Origin of the sequence: Paenibacillus sp. FSL M7-0656, assembly GCF_038003225.1 — a bacterium.
Lineage (GTDB): Bacteria > Bacillota > Bacilli > Paenibacillales > Paenibacillaceae > Paenibacillus > Paenibacillus amylolyticus.
In genome coordinates, this window is sequence record NZ_JBBOOT010000001.1 from 2,741,495 (window position 1) to 2,758,944 (window position 17,450).

General features: G+C 46.4%; 11 protein-coding genes. 1 reads left to right on the forward strand and 10 read right to left on the reverse strand.

Annotated elements, in window-relative coordinates:
- Window positions 1-135 precede the first annotated feature (135 nt).
- A complete protein-coding gene (locus tag MHI01_RS12210) occupies window positions 136-1,092 on the forward strand; it encodes a D-2-hydroxyacid dehydrogenase (protein ID WP_340983209.1) in 957 nt (318 codons plus the stop codon).
- 130 nt (window positions 1,093-1,222) lie between these two features.
- On the opposite strand, the gene MHI01_RS12215 is transcribed toward MHI01_RS12210, so the two are convergent.
- From MHI01_RS12215 to MHI01_RS12260, 10 genes are all read right to left on the reverse strand, one after another.
- Window positions 1,223-2,200, reverse strand: a complete 978-nt coding sequence (locus MHI01_RS12215; RefSeq protein ID WP_340983210.1) for a TRM11 family SAM-dependent methyltransferase — start codon at window positions 2,198-2,200, stop codon at window positions 1,223-1,225.
- A 340-nt stretch (window positions 2,201-2,540) separates the two neighbouring features.
- Window positions 2,541-4,253, reverse strand: coding sequence for a methyl-accepting chemotaxis protein (locus MHI01_RS12220; protein WP_076251419.1), 1,713 nt, complete (start codon window positions 4,251-4,253; stop codon window positions 2,541-2,543).
- A gap of 284 nt (window positions 4,254-4,537) precedes the next feature.
- The gene (locus MHI01_RS12225) at window positions 4,538-5,563 is read right to left on the reverse strand and encodes an MsnO8 family LLM class oxidoreductase (protein ID WP_340983211.1); all 1,026 of its coding nucleotides are present in this window, start codon (window positions 5,561-5,563) and stop codon (window positions 4,538-4,540) included.
- A 21-nt stretch (window positions 5,564-5,584) separates the two neighbouring features.
- The gene (locus tag MHI01_RS12230; protein WP_340983212.1) at window positions 5,585-7,000 is read right to left on the reverse strand and encodes a deoxyguanosinetriphosphate triphosphohydrolase family protein; all 1,416 of its coding nucleotides are present in this window, start codon (window positions 6,998-7,000) and stop codon (window positions 5,585-5,587) included.
- 605 nt (window positions 7,001-7,605) lie between these two features.
- The gene (htpG, locus tag MHI01_RS12235) at window positions 7,606-9,486 is read right to left on the reverse strand and encodes a molecular chaperone HtpG (protein WP_237176603.1); all 1,881 of its coding nucleotides are present in this window, start codon (window positions 9,484-9,486) and stop codon (window positions 7,606-7,608) included.
- Between the two features lie 1,422 nt (window positions 9,487-10,908).
- Window positions 10,909-11,808, reverse strand: coding sequence for a nickel transporter permease (gene nikC / locus MHI01_RS12240; RefSeq protein WP_315371529.1), 900 nt, complete (start codon window positions 11,806-11,808; stop codon window positions 10,909-10,911).
- A gap of 230 nt (window positions 11,809-12,038) precedes the next feature.
- Window positions 12,039-13,043, reverse strand: a complete 1,005-nt coding sequence (locus tag MHI01_RS12245; protein ID WP_315938337.1) for an ABC transporter permease — start codon at window positions 13,041-13,043, stop codon at window positions 12,039-12,041.
- A 209-nt stretch (window positions 13,044-13,252) separates the two neighbouring features.
- Window positions 13,253-14,899, reverse strand: a complete 1,647-nt coding sequence (locus MHI01_RS12250; protein ID WP_340983213.1) for an ABC transporter substrate-binding protein — start codon at window positions 14,897-14,899, stop codon at window positions 13,253-13,255.
- Window positions 14,900-15,833: 934 nt separating this feature from the next.
- Entirely contained in the window at window positions 15,834-16,781 is a 948-nt protein-coding gene (locus MHI01_RS12255; protein ID WP_340983214.1) for a glycoside hydrolase family 25 protein, read from the reverse strand.
- A 133-nt stretch (window positions 16,782-16,914) separates the two neighbouring features.
- Window positions 16,915-17,412, reverse strand: a complete 498-nt coding sequence (locus MHI01_RS12260; RefSeq protein WP_289391470.1) for a phage holin family protein — start codon at window positions 17,410-17,412, stop codon at window positions 16,915-16,917.
- Window positions 17,413-17,450 lie beyond the last annotated feature (38 nt).

Consider the following 17,450-nt stretch of genomic DNA (forward strand, 5'->3'; position numbering starts at 1 on the left):
AGTGACACAAATATAACCATTTGCAAATAAGGCTAGATTCCTGCATTTCCCACCTTAATGCACATCCAACACCAAATCTGATACACTTTAATTATCAAACTCATCAAACTATTTATCTCAGGAGGACCACACATTATGGGTAAAATTGTATGTTTTCCATCTCTATCCGAAGAACAGCAACAACGCATTCAGAATGCTGCAGCGGGATACACCCTGAAATTCGGAAAAGCCAAGGAATTGGACCCCGCTGAGTTGAAAGAAGCTGAGATTATTCTCGGCTGGTCCCCACTCGTCACAGAACATGCATTGAAACAGGACAGCCTGTTGAAGTGGGTTCAGGTCTGGTCTGCTGGTGTGGACAATCTCCCCTTCGCAGATTTGCAACAAAAGAACGTCCAGGTCACCAGTGCAAATGGAGTTCACGCGATTCCAATCACCGAAATTATTCTGGGCATGATGTTATCCCACAGTCGCTGGCTGAGACAAGCTATGCTGCATCAACAGCAGTCCGAATGGAAAGCTCCTGCCAAACCACTGCCGGAACTGCATGGCAAAACAGCGGTCATCGTTGGTGTAGGTGAGATCGGTACGGAAACAGCCCGTATTCTCAAAGCACTCGGCATGTACACAATCGGAGTTCGTCGCTCAGGTAAGGATGTCCCCAATGTGGATCAAATGTACGACATGACCGGTTTACATGAAGCCTTGAACCAGGGCGATTATGTAATTAACATTTTACCGCTAACTGATGAAACCAAACATATATATGATCAAACTGCATTTGAGCAGTTCCGATCCGGTGCCTGCTTTGTCAATGTCGGCCGTGGCCCCAGTGTGAAAACGGAAGCCTTGCTGAATGCACTCCAAAACGGCCAAGTTGCCTTCGCCGCACTGGACGTGTTCGAAGAAGAACCTCTTCCTGCAGACCACCCGCTATGGAGCATGGATAACGTGTTAATTACGCCCCATATCGCAGGAAGTACAGAGCAATACGCGGATCGAGCAGTTGATATTTTCGTCAAAAATCTGGAAGCTTACGTCGCTGGCGATACCCTGCCGGTGAACCTTGTGGATTATAGTCATAAATATTAACACAAACACCCGTTCCCATGCAATATTGTGCAAATCAGATCAACGATATCAATGGATATGTACGCAATAAAAAACGCTACCTCTGGGAAATCTAAATTCCCTTAGAGGTAGCGTTTTTGTTTTTTCACGCTTACATACACAGCCAAATATGACGTATAAACGTGCCTTTGTGTACTGTTCTGTACTCTTTTACAGTCCATCCTGCTTCCAACAAGTGCTCTTCTACCCACTCTGTGGAAACAATCACCGCCCGTTTTGCCAATCTGCGCAAACTCTCCAGCATGGCTCGTTGCTCAGCATCTGGAAGTACAGAGCAGAGGTTATAAGGCATGTCCAAAATTGCCGCATCATACAAATCTTGCAGTTCATTCATATCCCCCAGTGTGATTCGATCTGAATCATATCCATAATGCGGCAGATTGATTCGCGCACCTCGGACAGCCAGCGGATTGAGATCGTTACCTTTTGCATCAATTCCCATGGATAAAGCCTCAATCACAACCGTTCCCATACCACAGCATGGATCAAGCAATCGATGATTTTCTACTCTCGGAACAGCAATATTAACCAGCGCTCTCGCAAGCGTGATGCCAAATCCAGTTGAGTAATTTTGCGGCTTCTGCTGATGAATCTGCCATGATCGGTCCGCTTCTGTCCACTGGCCCAAGATCCATTTTTCTCCTGTTCGGATTAGGCCGAAAGTCACCTTAGGTTGTTTCATCTGTGCCTTGCCTTTAATACACATACCAACTTCTTTTTCCAGTTGACGAGACTGTGCATAATCAGGGGCTTGATCCCCTTCTTTTAGACAAACTACCTTGAATGTCTCATCTGGCAACAGGTGAATATTTTTGGCAAGAGGAAGCAGATCCATCACAGTCTCCCCTTCGCCGATCACGTCTAGTCTGCCGTGGATAAAAGGACTGCGTCCAGGTGGAATACATCGTTCAGACCACACATACGACCCCATATCCATACGGATCTCCGAACTCGGTTCAAGCAACGTAGTCAGCTCCAGCATGCATAATTCTTGCTCGTTCTCGTGGCAAGCAAAGGTGTAGAGGTGTTTCCCAGAAGTAGCGTACATACCAAGTATTTCATCAGGCAAAATTCCCCTCTCCTTCCTTCATTAATCATGTTTCTTCTATATAAATAGTAGGCACATTGAAGACATATCAAATACGACTCATACGTTTGCTTTCAGGTAGTCATTGTATACAATGTTAGGCCCCTAGACAACTATCCATTTCCTTGCACGTATCTATTTGGAAGAAAAAAAATAAGGTGTTCCCATGTTGAGGAACGCCTTACTTTATTTTGAGATTATAACACTGGAAATCTAATCGTTCTTGCCAGTAAACGTTATAGGCCAACAGCTCATATATCATACTGATTTCTCACCATTAGCCGCCTGCGTGATTCCAGCTTCTTCTATTATAAGAGCAAGGTTATATTTTTAATTTTTCAATGGATGTAAGCAAATCTTCGGATAATTCTTTCAGGCTTTGAATGTTGCCGCTAATCGTTTCCATAGAACTTACTTGCTCTTCCGCCGATGCAGAAACTTCTTCCACACTCGCTGCCGATTGTTCCGAAACAGCGGAAATCTGCTGACTGAAATCATTCATTCGTCCGCTCGCTTCCTGCATGCCTGCGAGACCATCTGTCATAGTGCCGATGACACCAACCATTCCTTCCACCGATTCATTAATTGTACGGAAGAGTTGACCTGAAGTAAGCACATGTTCCTGACCTAGTTCGGTCTCCTGAACGTTCGTACGTAATTCCGCAACCACCCCTTGTGACTCCTGCTGAATATCCTCGGTAATCGCCGTGATCTCTTCAACCGAAGTCTGCACAGCCTCAGATAACTTCCTCACTTCTGATGCCACTACGGCGAATCCGCGTCCACTCTCTCCCGCACGCGCTGCCTCAATGGAAGCATTTAATGCCAGCAGATTGGTTTGGCGTGCAATGTCATGAATGACCTGAACCAGCTTGGAAATATCTTCATTTTTACGATTCAATCGTTCCATCTTGTTCATTGAAGCAGAGACCGAACCGGAAATCTGTTGCATCTGCTGCACGGATTGTTCCATCACCTTGCGACCATTCAACCCTTGCTCCAGTACAAGATCCGACATGACGCGCAACTGGCTGCCTTGTTCCGTATGATTCTGAATGTGATCATTCAACACTTCAACCGTACGAGCTGATTCCACGGCTGTCTCTGCCTGGCTCTCTGCGGCCTTGGCTGACTCTTCCATTGTCACAGCAATCTGGCGACTACCAATCTTAACCTCTTCTGAGGATATTGCCAGTTCCCCACTTTGTAGATTAACAGCTTCCGCAATTCTTCTGACGCTCAGAACCATGGAAGTCAGGTTACCTTTCATGTCATTCACCGCTTTGGCCAGAACACCAACTTCATCCTCATGTTTGGTATGTATGTCCTGAACATTCAATTGGCCTTCTGCAATCAGTTTCACCGCACTAATGACACGTAGCAGTGGTTTCACGACCTGTGAACGAATAATCGGAATGCTGATCGCTGTAATGGCAATCATGACAAGAACACCGATAATGATGATTAATCTACCATCCTGTACCGATCTGATCGTTTGGGCCGCCGCAAGATTGGACTGTTCCTGATTGTATTCCACTAGATAATCAAGATCGACTTGCATGGTGTCAAAGGAATCAGCACCTTTATCAGCTACTTCCTTCGCCAGCTGTGTCTGACCCTCATCACTCAGCTTGATCGATTGCGTATTAATCTTGAGATACGCTTCCCATTTGTTCTTGAACGCATTCCAGTGTTCGAGCTCTTCCGCAGACTTCTCCTGCTGATCATAGATTTTAATCGCCTGCGTCGTTTCACGAATATACTTGGTACGCTCTTCTGACAAAAATGCCTTGTCTGTTTCATCCGCGTCAAAGTGACGATAACTTAGTGACAGAACATGTTCTGTGGTATAATTTAACCGGTTAATTTGCTGGATTGATGGCATCCAATTGTTCGTAATTTCATTAGTGTTGGTTTCAATTGAATTCATCCGGGTGACAATCGTGACACTCAAAATAATTAAACAGAGGATTAACAAGTAGAACGCGATGCTGATACGCAGACCGATACTCTTGATCTTGAATCTGCTGAACATATGATTTCCCCCTTGACCTCTTCGGTCATCCCGAATTCAGGTGCTTATGTCATTGTTTTCCCTTCTTTTGACCTCTTGTCAAAAGAACTTCTCTATATTATATCGATTGGAAAATAGACGTAAAGTATTATAACATTATTTTGTCATTAAGATGCTTGATTTTGTAAAAGATTGTTGAATCTTGACAAAGTCCAAACCGAAGAGCTGCAGCATACGGTAAAGTCCCGATCTGCAGCTCTTCGGTTTGTTCGGATTTCAACGGCTAACATCATAAAATGATCAGCCTAGTTCAGTATTGCTGTCTTATGCTCAGCCAGCAATCGATATGAATCCAACCTGCGCTCATAATCTGGTCCTGCCGTAACCAGAAGCAACCTCTCCGTATCCAGCCTGCGACTCACCTGTTGCAATCGCGCCCATACCTGCTCAGCTGTACCTGCATAGTGCCGCACCGATTCATCTTGATTACTAACGGCTTCATCATTCGTGTCAGAGCCCGCGATACCGCTTGAATTCAGCTCGGTTGAACGTTCTTTTCCATCTAACTTGCGCTTCTCCGCCATGTCACAACTCCAGGCCATAGCATCCGTCTCTGACTCAGCACACAATACGCTGACTGCCACCATAACCTCAGGCTCCTTCATCGTTGCACTAGGCATAAATCCTTCTCGGTATCGCCTTACAGCCTCTGTACCATCGGCATCACTCATGAATTGGCCAAAGACATATCCCATGCCAAACCGTGCCGCAAATTCTGCACTCTTCACGTTAGTTCCCAGCATCCAGAGTGATAACGGAAGCTTGGGAATCGGACGAGCTGTCACGGGATGATCCTCATACATGTAGCGGTCTTCGAGCAGTTCTGTGAGTGCTACGAGCGATTCAGGCAGCTTGGACACATGCTGCAAATAATTGCCACTGAGTGCCATCGTGGCATGAGGTCCACCGCCAGGAGCACGTCCGAGCCCAAGCTCAATACGCCCCGGATAGAGCGCAGCCAGCAGGCGGAATGACTCCGCAACCTTGAGCGGGCTATAATGCGGCAACAAGACCGCACCAGAGCCAAGTTGGATCGTTGTTGTCCTTGCTCCGATGTGCGATAACAGTACTTCAGGAGAGGCCGATGCCAGTTCAGCCATATCATGATGCTCTGACGTCCAGTATCGGGCGTATCCCCAAGCCTCGGCATGTTGCGCAAGTGTCACCGATTGTTGAAGCGCCCGTTCCGCTGTGGCATCGTTCAACCTTGGAACAAGGTCAAGTACGCCCAGACTGAACATCTCACTCATTCGCTTATCCACGCGTCTCATCTCCCTTTATATCGGTTAATTTTAATCCAGATCGTAGATCGAACCCACCTTCAGACCGTAGAGTTCATTATATATTTTCTCGGCAAATGCATCCGTCATTCCTGCGATATAATCGATCACCATGTGTTCCCAAGTCCAGATCGGCTGGGCTTTGGCTTGATCCTTCTCATACCGCTGTAGCCAGTCGGATGGAATAATGGATTTGGACGTTTCCGGATCGAGGAATGCATCCCATAATCGCTTAATCATCCACTCACTGCGCTTCTGTAGCCGCTGCACACGCAGGTCACGAATCATGGTTACCCAGGCAAAACTTTTGAGCACACTCACCGTACGCAGCATATCGAGGTCTTCAGCCCCTTCACGGACAAAGGTTACCTTCTTCCAGTCGCCGTCGTCAATAACGCCAAGACTGCCTACAAAAAAGCTCACCCAGTAGGCTTTCACCTCACGGCGGGTACGCGAGTAATCGTGCTCGCAGAACGGCATCTTTTCATTCCAGATGCGCAGGAACGAAGCGAGGACCTCTTCTACCTTTTGCCCAATCGCTTCTCGGGTCCATCCGTTCCAGAACAGATCCTCCAGCGTTGTAATTTTATCCACAATCAGTCGATTCACATACGGATCTTGCAGGAAATGCTCATGTACTTCAATTTTGCCTGCTTTGATGCCATCCTCCAGGTCATGTGAGGAGTACGCAATATCGTCGCAGAGGTCCATCAACTGTGCTTCCAGCGTCTTCTTGCCCGCCGGTACGTTCCAGCGATCACGGATCTCCCGAATATATTGCCACTCATGATGATACATGCCTTTTTTGCTCTCTGTCCCAGGGTACGGATACTTGTTTATCCCTAGTAATACCGCATCAGACAGGTTCAGTCCGTCGATATCTTCACGTTTCTCCAAGTGCATAATGAGACGGAAGTTGTGCGCATTGCCTTCAAAATGCTCGTATTTCCGTTTTAACTCAGCACGTACTTCAGACTCGACCTTTGGAACTTTGGCGCTGCGGCTTTTTTTCATGATTTTCTTAGCCTCGGTGTTAATGAGGTCATCCAGAATACCATCCAATACTTCTTCACCTTTATGTCCAAAAGGCGGGTGACCGAAGTCATGTGCGATTGCAGCGCACTCCACCACTTCTGAATCAATAATAAGGCCGGGGTTGTCCGCGCGGTCCCAGTCCACCTCGGGAAAACGGCGAATCAGACTTCGGGCAGCCTCTCGTGCAATCTGTGCCACCTCTAGGGAATGGGTCAAGCGAGTACGATAATAATCACCCGTTCCTGCGCCAAACACCTGCGATTTGCCCTGTAACCGACGGAAGGTCGGTGAATGAATGAGTCTCGAATAGTCCCGTTCATACGCTGCACGAGATCCATCCAATTTGGTTAATTCAGGATATTGTCTATGTTCTCTCAGATCGTTCCATTGCATGGGGATCACTCCTAGCCGACTGTCTCTATTTTGAGTGATTATACACAACATCTGTGGTTTCGAAAAGTAAAACCTGTCTGCGATTGTCATCTCTTCTTACATCAACTTGTAATGAACAGTCATCTTCTCTTATTATACCCTGCCAGACTATCATCCGTGCATCTAAATGACAATGATTCATATTGAACTCATTATTCACATATGCTCGCTCCATAGCAGAACAACCATAAGTACTTACTGTGCCACCAGGTGGCCGTTCCGGTTAAGGATCGTTCTTCTGATCGCTGTTGTCTCCAGGTTTTCTGAATTCCCTTTATTAAGGGAAAAACCCGGAGACAAAGGCGAACGCTTTGCTTCTTCAGAATCGATTCCGTCCCCTTCACTACTTTTGCTGTTTGATTCACTCCCAAAGTCATTACATTCCCTATTCTCTATAAAGGGAGAATTCTTCAAAACTTTGAAAGGCTAAAGAATTTCATTACGATGTTCATCGATCGCTACAATGATGGTCTGCCTCCCCCGCTCCTACCCGTTGTGGGTAAAAAACAAAAAAACCGACAGGACTGAAACGCCCTGTCGGGGTGGAGATGGTGGGTGTAACGGTATTACACCATAACCTTACAGATATCGTTGGTGAACTCTACTGGATCTTGAATTGGCAATCCTTCGATTAACAATGCTTGGTGGTACAGCAGGCTAGTGTAGAGGTTCAGCTTTTCCTGATCTTGCGCGAAAGCGTCTTTCAACGATTTGAATACATCGTGATTTACGTTGATTTCCAACACTTTATCAGCCTGTACGTTTTCGCTGTTCGGCATAGCTTTCAAGATTTTCTCCATTTCAATCGTCAGCTCACCTTCGGTGGACAAACATACCGGGTGACTTCTGAGACGTTTGGAAGCTTTAACGGCTTTGACTTTACCCGCTAATTGAGCTTGCATCGCTTCAAACAACTCTTTGTTGTCGTTGTCTTGAGCGTCCGTTTCTTCTTTGTCTGCGCTATCTTCGATACCCAGGTCACCACTGGAGATGGATTTGAATTCTTTCTCCTTGTAGTTCGTGATCATCTTGATTGCAAACTCGTCGATGTCATCAGTAAAGTACAATACTTCGTACCCTTTCTCAAGAACACCCTCGATCTGTGGCAGCTTCTCAATACGGCTAATGGACTCACCAGATGCATAGTAGATGTACTTCTGATCTTCCGGCATTCTGGAGACGTATTCGTCCAGGCTCACGAGTTTGCTCTCTTTGGAAGACGTGAACAACAGCAGATCCTGCAATGTATCCTTGTTCACACCATAGTCGCTGTATACACCATATTTCAATTGACGACCAAACGCTTGGTAGAACTTCTCGTAGTTCTCTCGCTCGTCCTTCAGCAGGCTTTGCAGTTGGCTCTTGATTTTGTTTTTAATGTTCTTCGCGATCAGGCTAAGCTGACGGTCATGTTGCAACATCTCACGGGAAATGTTCAGGGACAGGTCTTCCGAATCCACCATACCTTTAACAAATCCAAAGTAATCTGGCAACAGATCCCCGCATTTATCCATGATCAATACACCGTTGGAGTAAAGCTCGAGGCCTTTTTCATACTCTTTTGTATAGTAGTCAAACGGTGTGTTCTCCGGAATAAACAGGATTGCATTGTACACCACAGCGCCATCTGCGCTGATGTGCAGGTGTTTAAGCGGTTTGTCAAAACCGTAGCGTTTTTCCATATAGAAGTTATTGTAGTCTTCTTCGGTCAGTTCGCTTTTATTTTTACGCCAGATCGGCACCATGCTGTTCACGGTTTGTTCTTCTTGGTATTCCTCGAACTCGTTCTCCGTGCCCTCTTTTGGACGTTGACCCGTCACATCCATCTTGATCGGGTAGCGAATGAAATCGGAGTATTTCTTGATGATGGATCTCAGGCGGTACTCTTCCAAAAATTCGTCATACGAATCTTCTTCGGTATTCTCTTTGATCGTCAGGACGATCTCTGTACCTACGGAATCTTTCTCAGCTGGTGTGATTGTGTAACCATCCGCGCCTTCGGATTCCCATTTCCAAGCCTCGTCGCTGCCCAGCGTTTTACTTGTTACGGTGAGCTTGTCCGCCACCATAAATGCCGAGTAGAAACCAACCCCGAATTGTCCGATGATGTTGTGGCCATCTTTAGCTTCATTTTCCTTCTTGAACGCCAAGGAACCACTCTTCGCGATAACCCCCAGGTTGTTCTCCAGCTCTTCCTGCGTCATCCCGATTCCGGTATCCGTCAGTGTGAGCGTGCGGTTTTCTTTGTCAATCGTGAGCTTGATGAAGTAGTCCTCTTTGTTGAAAACGAGCGCATCGTCCGTAAGTGCTCTGTAATAAATTTTATCAATGGCGTCACTGGAGTTGGAGATCAATTCTCTCAAAAAGATTTCTCTTTGGGTGTAAATGGAGTTGATCATCATATCCAGCAAACGTTTGGATTCTGCCTGGAATTCTTTTTTAGCCATGAGTGGTTGGACTCCTTTCAAATTGGGATATCGAATGATTTGATTGAAAATAGAAAGTAACTGAGATAATCCTGCGGCCATTAGTAGACTCAAAAACCTTTGATCGCTCTAGTCCACAGATATTGTGATTCACTTCTAACTGGCTCATCGTAAAAATAAGTGCACGACGTTCTGCAATGTAGCCGTTCCGGTTACGAATCGTTTTTCGGATCGCTGTTATCCCCGTATTTCTTTGATTCCCTTTTTAAAAGGGAGAAATCCGGTGATAGCATATGCTTCCGTAGCAGCTTTCTTTCAGAAAGCTTTTAGGCGAACGCTCTGCTTCCTCCAAATCGATTTCGTCCCCTGAACTACTTTTGCATTTGATCAGCGACTGATTTTTTAGGATAGAGAATATCAATGAAGTGATATTTCTTAGACGTGGAATGCAGCTTCAAGTCTGTTGCATACCTTGGCTTCGCATGTTCTACTCAGGTTCAATATCTATTTTCAAAAACAGAATCATTCCATATGTAAGCTTATAGTAAAAACATCATCTGTTAGCACTCTGATGATCGGAGTGCTAAACCCTTCCTTTTATATAACATATGGGAAAATTGGGTGTCAATACGTAGGCGGTTATTTTAACTAAAAGATCGAATAACCCTTCAACTTTTGCACATCACCAATCATTTTACAGTAATCCCGCAGGTAAAACAAAAGCCGCCTCGAACCAAAGTTCGAACCGGCATGGGGAAAGATTATAATGTGCCTGTTGATATAGTAGATAGCGTTAAAACATATTTCATCTAATGTACCTTGGAGTATCTTCGACCTTACTGTGTTGAGACTGATGTATGTTGTATGGGTACTTTGGTAGGTATGTTGGTATTGTGGTTGCTTGGATGTCTTGAGCAGTATGACAGTCACGCGCTAACGAATCTCAGAGGCGTTAATTGGCCTTTTTGGGAGGTTTTTGTAAGCTAACGAATCGTAGACACGCTACTTCTCCACTTTAGCCAACCTTTCGAGACTTTCGGCAGGTTTTTCACAAAATAGCGCGTTTGAGGTTCGTAAGAATGGGAAATTGGCTGGAACTCGTAAAATAAGGTCTCCCGGGTTCGTTAGAGTTGGAGCAGAGGTTAGCGTTACAGCTACAAATTGGGTGGCGATAAAATTAGTGCTTACGGTTTTGTTAACGTTGCCTTTGGCACGAATGCTGCGTTACAGAATAAGTTAGCGTTGTCAGAGCTAGAGTTTCAAATCAAAGTTGCAGTTTGAGTTCGAGCTTGGGTTAGAAGTTACGGTTACGGTTACGGTTACGGTTACGGTTACGGTTACGGTTACGGTTACGGTTACGGTTACGGTTACGGTTACGGTTTGAGTTTGAGTTTGAGTTTGAGTTTGAGTTTGAGTTTGAGTTTGAGTTTGAGTTTGATAATTCTACTTTTTCGCCATTTTCGGATCAAGGGTGTCGCGCAGGCCGTCGCCCATTAGGTTGAAGCCGAGAACGGTCAACATAATGGAAACGCCAGGGAAGATCAGTGTCCACGGTGCTTTTTGTATAAACTGACGGGAGTCTGACAGCATTTTACCCCATTCCGGGTCGGGTGGTTGTGCACCCATGCCTAGAAATCCGAGTGCAGCAGCTTCGATGATCGCAGTCCCAATTCCGAGTGTACCTTGCACGATCAGTGGAGTAAGGCTGTTGGGCAAGATGTGGCGAAACAAGATTCGCCCGTTGCCCGCTCCAAGTGTCCGTGCCGACGTAATGAATTCCTCCTGTCTCAAGCTGAGTACCCGTGAACGCACCAATCTTCCGTAGGTCGGGATGTTCACGATGGCGATGGCGAGCAGTGCATTTTGCAACGACGGGCCTAATATCGCTACAATGGCGATGGCCAGTAATATCCCCGGAAAGGCGAGCAAGATATCAAATAGACGCGAGATAAGCATGTCCGCCCATTTTCCATAAAATCCGGCAATCAGCCCCAGCAGCGTACCCGCGATAATGGAACCAATGACGGAGAAGAACCCCACCCACAAGGAAATACGCGCCCCGTGCAGCACTCTGGAAAACACGTCACGCCCCAGATCATCGGTACCAAACCAATGCTCTGCCGAAGGGGACTGAAGCCGATCCACCAGCACCTGTTCCTTGTAATCGTAAGGTGCGATGTACGGCGCGAGGAAGGCCAACAGGATAAAAAATACGATAATAATCAGACCTGCAAGCGCAAGCCGATTTCTCCGAAACGTTCTCCAGGCTTCCCGCCATGGACCGGATGTGCTCGCCGACGCAGCGTCAATGGATGGTCCGGTATTGGTCGATAATTTGGCCATGCGGTGTCTCCTTTCTTGAACATGAATATAACAAAAGATCAACGCGTTCTATTACACTCAAGCCCTACGATTGCAGTATCATCTTCTGATCGCTGTTATCCCCAGATTATATTGATCCACCTATTTAAAGGTGAAAATCCGGTGATACATGCGCAGCCTATGCTTCCGATGTAGCTTTCTTTTAGAAAGCTTTTAGCTTCGCTTCTGCAGATTGGTTCTTTATGGAGTTCCTATTTATAACTAATACGAGGATCAAACACGGCATAGAGCAAATCTACAATCAGATTGATCACCACGAAAAAGAACGCCACGATCAGAATGCCACTCTGGATCACCGGATAGTCCCGCGAACTAATCGCTTCATATATATAACGTCCCACGCCCGGCCAGGCAAAGATCGTTTCGGTCAACACCGCACCTCCGAGCAATGACCCAGTCTGGATGCCGATAACCGTGAGGACGGGAATAAACGCATTTTTGAGCGCATGTCCATATACGACAAAAAACGGACCCAGTCCCTTCGCCTTTGCTGTACGAATGTAATCGGAACTCATCACTTCCAGCATGCTGGAACGGGTCATCCGGGCAATAACAGCCATTGGAATCGTTCCCAGTGCAACACTTGGCAGAATCAAATGTTTCGTTACAGTCCACAACTGATTCCATTGTCCAGCAATCATCGTATCCAGCACATACAAGCCCGTAATGGCATCCACCGGATCACGTGCATTCATTCGCCCAATGGACGGCAGCCACTGTAACTTGTTCGCAAACAGCCATTGTTCCATCAGACCTAACCAGAAGATAGGCATCGATACACCCACCAAAGCAATGACCATACAGCAATAATCAAACCAGGAGTTGTGCTTCCATGCACTGACAATCCCGGCATTCACCCCAATAATGACAGCAAACAACATACTTGCCATCGTTAATTCAAGGGTTGCTGTCAGATAAGGGACAATTTCCTGGGCAATAGGCACCTTGGTGCGGATGGATGTTCCAAGGTCACCTTTGAGCAAATCGCCCAAGTAGGCGAAATATTGCTGGAACCAGGGTTTATCCAGACCGAGCTGGTCACGAAGGGCCTGCTTGGATTGTTCGGTTGCCTTTTGCCCAAGTATGGTCTCGGCCGGGTCACCCGGGATGGCGTGGATGATGGAAAAGACAATCAGGGTCATGCCCAGCAGTACGGGCAGCAACACAAGCACACGTTTGACAATATAGCTGTTCAATCCTATTCACCTGCCTTCGACATATCGTGCAAAAATAAAAAGCGCCGGCAGAAACGCATGCTTTGGATAGTTACGTCCGGATGTGGGTTCTGCCAAGCATTTCGTCTTACCAGCGCTTTGAATAGAAAGAATTAAAACGTAATCACTCCGAACTGTAGTGCCATCTTCAGATCGCAGTTATCCTGAAATGGATAAGTTCAGCTTACAGCTTACTCGAAATAAGCACCGGCATAGGATTCGGTGCCCAGTGGAGAAGGGACGAAACCTTTCAGGTTGGCTTTACCTGCCAGAATTGGCGTCGTGTGTACCAGAGGAATCCACGGTGCATCTTCCTTGATAATGACCTGTGCCTGTTTGTAAAGTTCCGCACGTTTGTCTTGATCGGTTTCTGTCTGTGCACCCGTCAGCAATGTGTGTAATTCTTCGTTTACATAATAACTGCGGTTGTTGCTTGGAATGGCATCTTTATCCAGCAGTGTATACAGGAAGTTATCTGGGTCACCATTGTCACCTGTCCAGCCGAGCATGTAAATGTCGTCCTTCTCCCCGGCCTTTGTATCTTCAAGATACGTTGCCCACTCCGGTGATTCGATGGTGACGGTCACTCCGATTTTCTCAAAATCGGCCTGGATCGCTTCCGCAACCTTCTTGCCATCAGGCATATACGGGCGGGATACCGGCATTGCATAGAAGGTTACTGGATCAGGCAATCCGTCAGGGAAGCCAGCTTCGGCCAGTAAAGCTTTTGCTTTTTCCAGATCATATGGGTAATCCTCAATGGTATCGTTGTATCCCCACAGCGTTGGAGGCATCGGGTTCACGGCAGGCTCAGCTTGTCCAGCAAAGAACGCATCAATAAGGGCCTGCTTGTTCACCGCATGGTTGAGGGCTTGTCTGACTTTGACATTATCAAATGGTTTCTTCTTAAAGTTAAAGCCGATATACGCCACGTTGAACGGTGGACGCTCGATCTTCTGTAACTCGCTGTTGCCCTCAAGAATGGACAGATCGTCCGGGTTCAGGTCTTCCATGACATCAATCTCGCCGTTTTGCAGGGCATTGAAGCGAGCGGTATTATCCGGAATGGAACGCACGATTACTTTGTTCAGCTTTGGCAGTCCTTCTTTCCAGTAATCCGCGTTTTTCTCCAGGGTGATGGAGTCGTTACGCTTCCACTCTTTGAATACAAATGGGCCGGTGCCCACAGGCTCGCTCTTAAAGTTTTCTTTTTTCTCCTGAATCGCGGTTGGGCTGGCAATGCCAAATGGCGTCATCGCAATATTTTGCAGGAAAGGCGCTTGTGGCTGGTTCAATGTGAACTCCACCGTAGTTTCGTCCGTCGCCTTCACTTCCTTAATCACACGCCCGTCCTCTGGACCAAACATGGAATCGTAATAATCGAAGGAATCTCCCTCGAATTTATATTCACTCGCCGGATCACCCCAGCGGTTGAAGTTGAACACAACAGCCTCTGCGTTGAAGTCAGTTCCATCATGGAATTTCACACCGGACTTCAGCTTAAACACATACTTGAGCCCATCTGCCGAAATCTCCCAACTCTCTGCTAGTCCAGGAATGACCTCTGTTCCGCCTTCCTTGTAGTCCAGCAATGAATCAAACACCTGATGCCCAATCTTCAGTGACTCCCCATCGGTTACAATCGCCGGGTCGAGTGCTACGGAATCCCCACCACGCCCCATAATCATCGTATCCTGCGCTACTGTTTCGGTTGGAGGGTCGGTTCCTTCCGCCGGAGCAGGCGTAGTCTCTCCACTCTCATTACTGGAGCAACCAGACAACACCAATACGGTACTCAAAGCCATCGTTAGAACACCGGACATCCATTTTTTTCTCATTCGCATACGTACAACACCCTTCCCTGTCTCATAATGTGTGTGATGCTGGCATGAAAGATCTCCAATGTTGGCAATCGGTTTGGTGCTATGTATCATATAAAAGGCTTTAGATGCCTGCGATACCTGAATTAAAGTTTTGGGAAAAGTAAGACATGTGTATAAAATGTAAAAACAGCATGGGACACGTATAGAATACAGGTAAATTTCAGATCGTGCACATGGATTTAGGACGTCGTTTGATTACTTTTATAGAAAATGAAAAAGGTTCAACAACGGATCTTGTGAGATGAATCTATGAAAATGAATGAAATTGATGCGTTTTATTTGAACTTAGGTCAATAAGCAACAGCGAGTGGGTATGGACTGGTAAGAGCAAGTTTACGTTGGTAGATTAAAAATACTGATGGGCATATGGATACTACGCTGCTGGCTACGCAATAAAGTCTGTTCCTTGAGCGTGTCGTGTTGAGCATGGAGTGTGGAGACCGGATTAGGTATCGTTATCGTTCGTTAGCAATACGGATGAAAGAAACTCAACATAGGCTAGGTTGTTTGATGAATCGTGTAAGTTGTTAAATCGGTGGCTTTCTCTTGCAGATTGGATGTGTAAAATGTATGAACGAGTCATCTTGAGATGTTGGATTGTACAACAGGGAGACATTACAATAACTTCATGTGTTATGGTTTTGTCATGATGAGGAGGATTGTGTAAATAAACTGTGGTGAAAAACAATTTCGTGTAACTTACTTTACATCACATTAATCAATTAGACAAGAGATTTACAGACATAAGTCTTTAACTTTATTATATGCGTTAATATTACTTACATAAAACACAAAAAAGGAACACAGTTCGACAAGAAACGTCCCGTGTCCCTTCTCCACTCAATCCACATTCAGATAAAATCCACATTTTAATTTGCTAAGAATCAGCTCACTTTTTAAACAAACCTCTGCGATGCATCACGGTAATAAAACGGTAAAAATCATAACTCGCCCCATTATCGATGCTGAACAATGGATTTTTGGTGTCATATGCTAGTGCTGCATCCACAGCTGCTTTTGCCCATACTGGAACTTCCATTTGCTGACGCGCCTGCAGTTTGTCGACCTGGGATTTGAGTGCATCAAACGTTGCTTTCTCTTCGGCTGTCATCGGTTCGCCCCCTTTCGGTGGTTCGGTTGGTGGATTCGGATGACTTGGATTCGTTGGATTGGATGGCTCCGGTGGTTTCGGAGTGGCTGCTGCGTATCTTGCTCTGAGCTGTGCCGCTGTTCCCTCGAATTCATTCATATCCACGTTGCCACTAATACCATTCACCTTGCCCGAATCCGTATACTGCCAGAACGTCCAACGCTTCCATGCCAGCTGGTCGTCCGGTACACGGGTGTTGCTGTAACGCGCGATCCACAGATCGTATGAGCTGAGTGATGTGTCAAAATTCCCGGCAAATGAATTGCCCGTGTATATGATCGGTTTCACACCTGTCAGACGTTGTAATTCGGTTAAAAAAGCTTTGGCAACTGTATTCATCTGCGGTTTGCTCAGGTTGCCTGGGTTGTTCTCGTAGTCCATGACTGGTGGCAGTTGTAACGCCTTGGCGCCTCCCACTTTGTTAAGTGTATTGGCATAATGCACCGCTTCTGCCTTGGCACCATCGGTAGATGTCGCGCGGAAGAAGTGATACGTTCCCACCATCAAGCCCGCCGCCAGTGCTCCTATTACATTTTTCTGGTAATTCGGATCGGTATATGTCTGTCCCTCAGTTGCCTTGATGAATACAAATGTCATGCCACTCGCCTTCACCTTCGCCCAGTCAATATTGCCCTGGTATCGGGAGACGTCAATGCCCTGTGTGTTGCCTGAACTCCTCGTTTGCATGTTTCTCACACCCTTTATGCGGCAAATTGCCGTTTGTATATATTTGATGCGGTTGGATTAGGGGTTGCTTGTGTGCGTGTCCCTGATGTGTTGAGTTATGTGTAGTTTCAAGTGCTAGCTTGCTATAGTCGCATTACTTCTTACTATCTCCAGTCTGTGAATCTATGTCATCTGGATCTGCCTGCGAAAAAGAATCTTTGGCACTTGGGGAGAAGTTACCGGGGAGTTCCCCTGTCCCCCCTTTACCCTTGAGCACTTCAATGGCTTGCCGAATCACCGGCGGAATGGGTGCGCCCAACTTGCCCCCGTTTTCGATAATGGACAACAACTCATTTGCGATATAAAAAAAGGCGACCGCATCCCTGAACAAATGTCCGTCTCCCAGAACACCGTCCACCAGATGAGCCACGGATACCATTGCAAATATAAATACCTTTCGTGCGATGCCGAACATGCCGACATTACTCTCTAACTTACCACTCATACCCGCCGCCGCGATGCCGGTTAGATAATCGAGGATGACGAACACGAGTAGTACGCCGAGCACCCCTGACCAACCTCCGAAGAAGTAGGTTACTGAGCTACTCATGAGTGCAATTCCCCATTTCCATAGGGTATCCCATCGTTCCATGATTTCACCTCCTTTGATTCGAAATACAAGATGCTTCA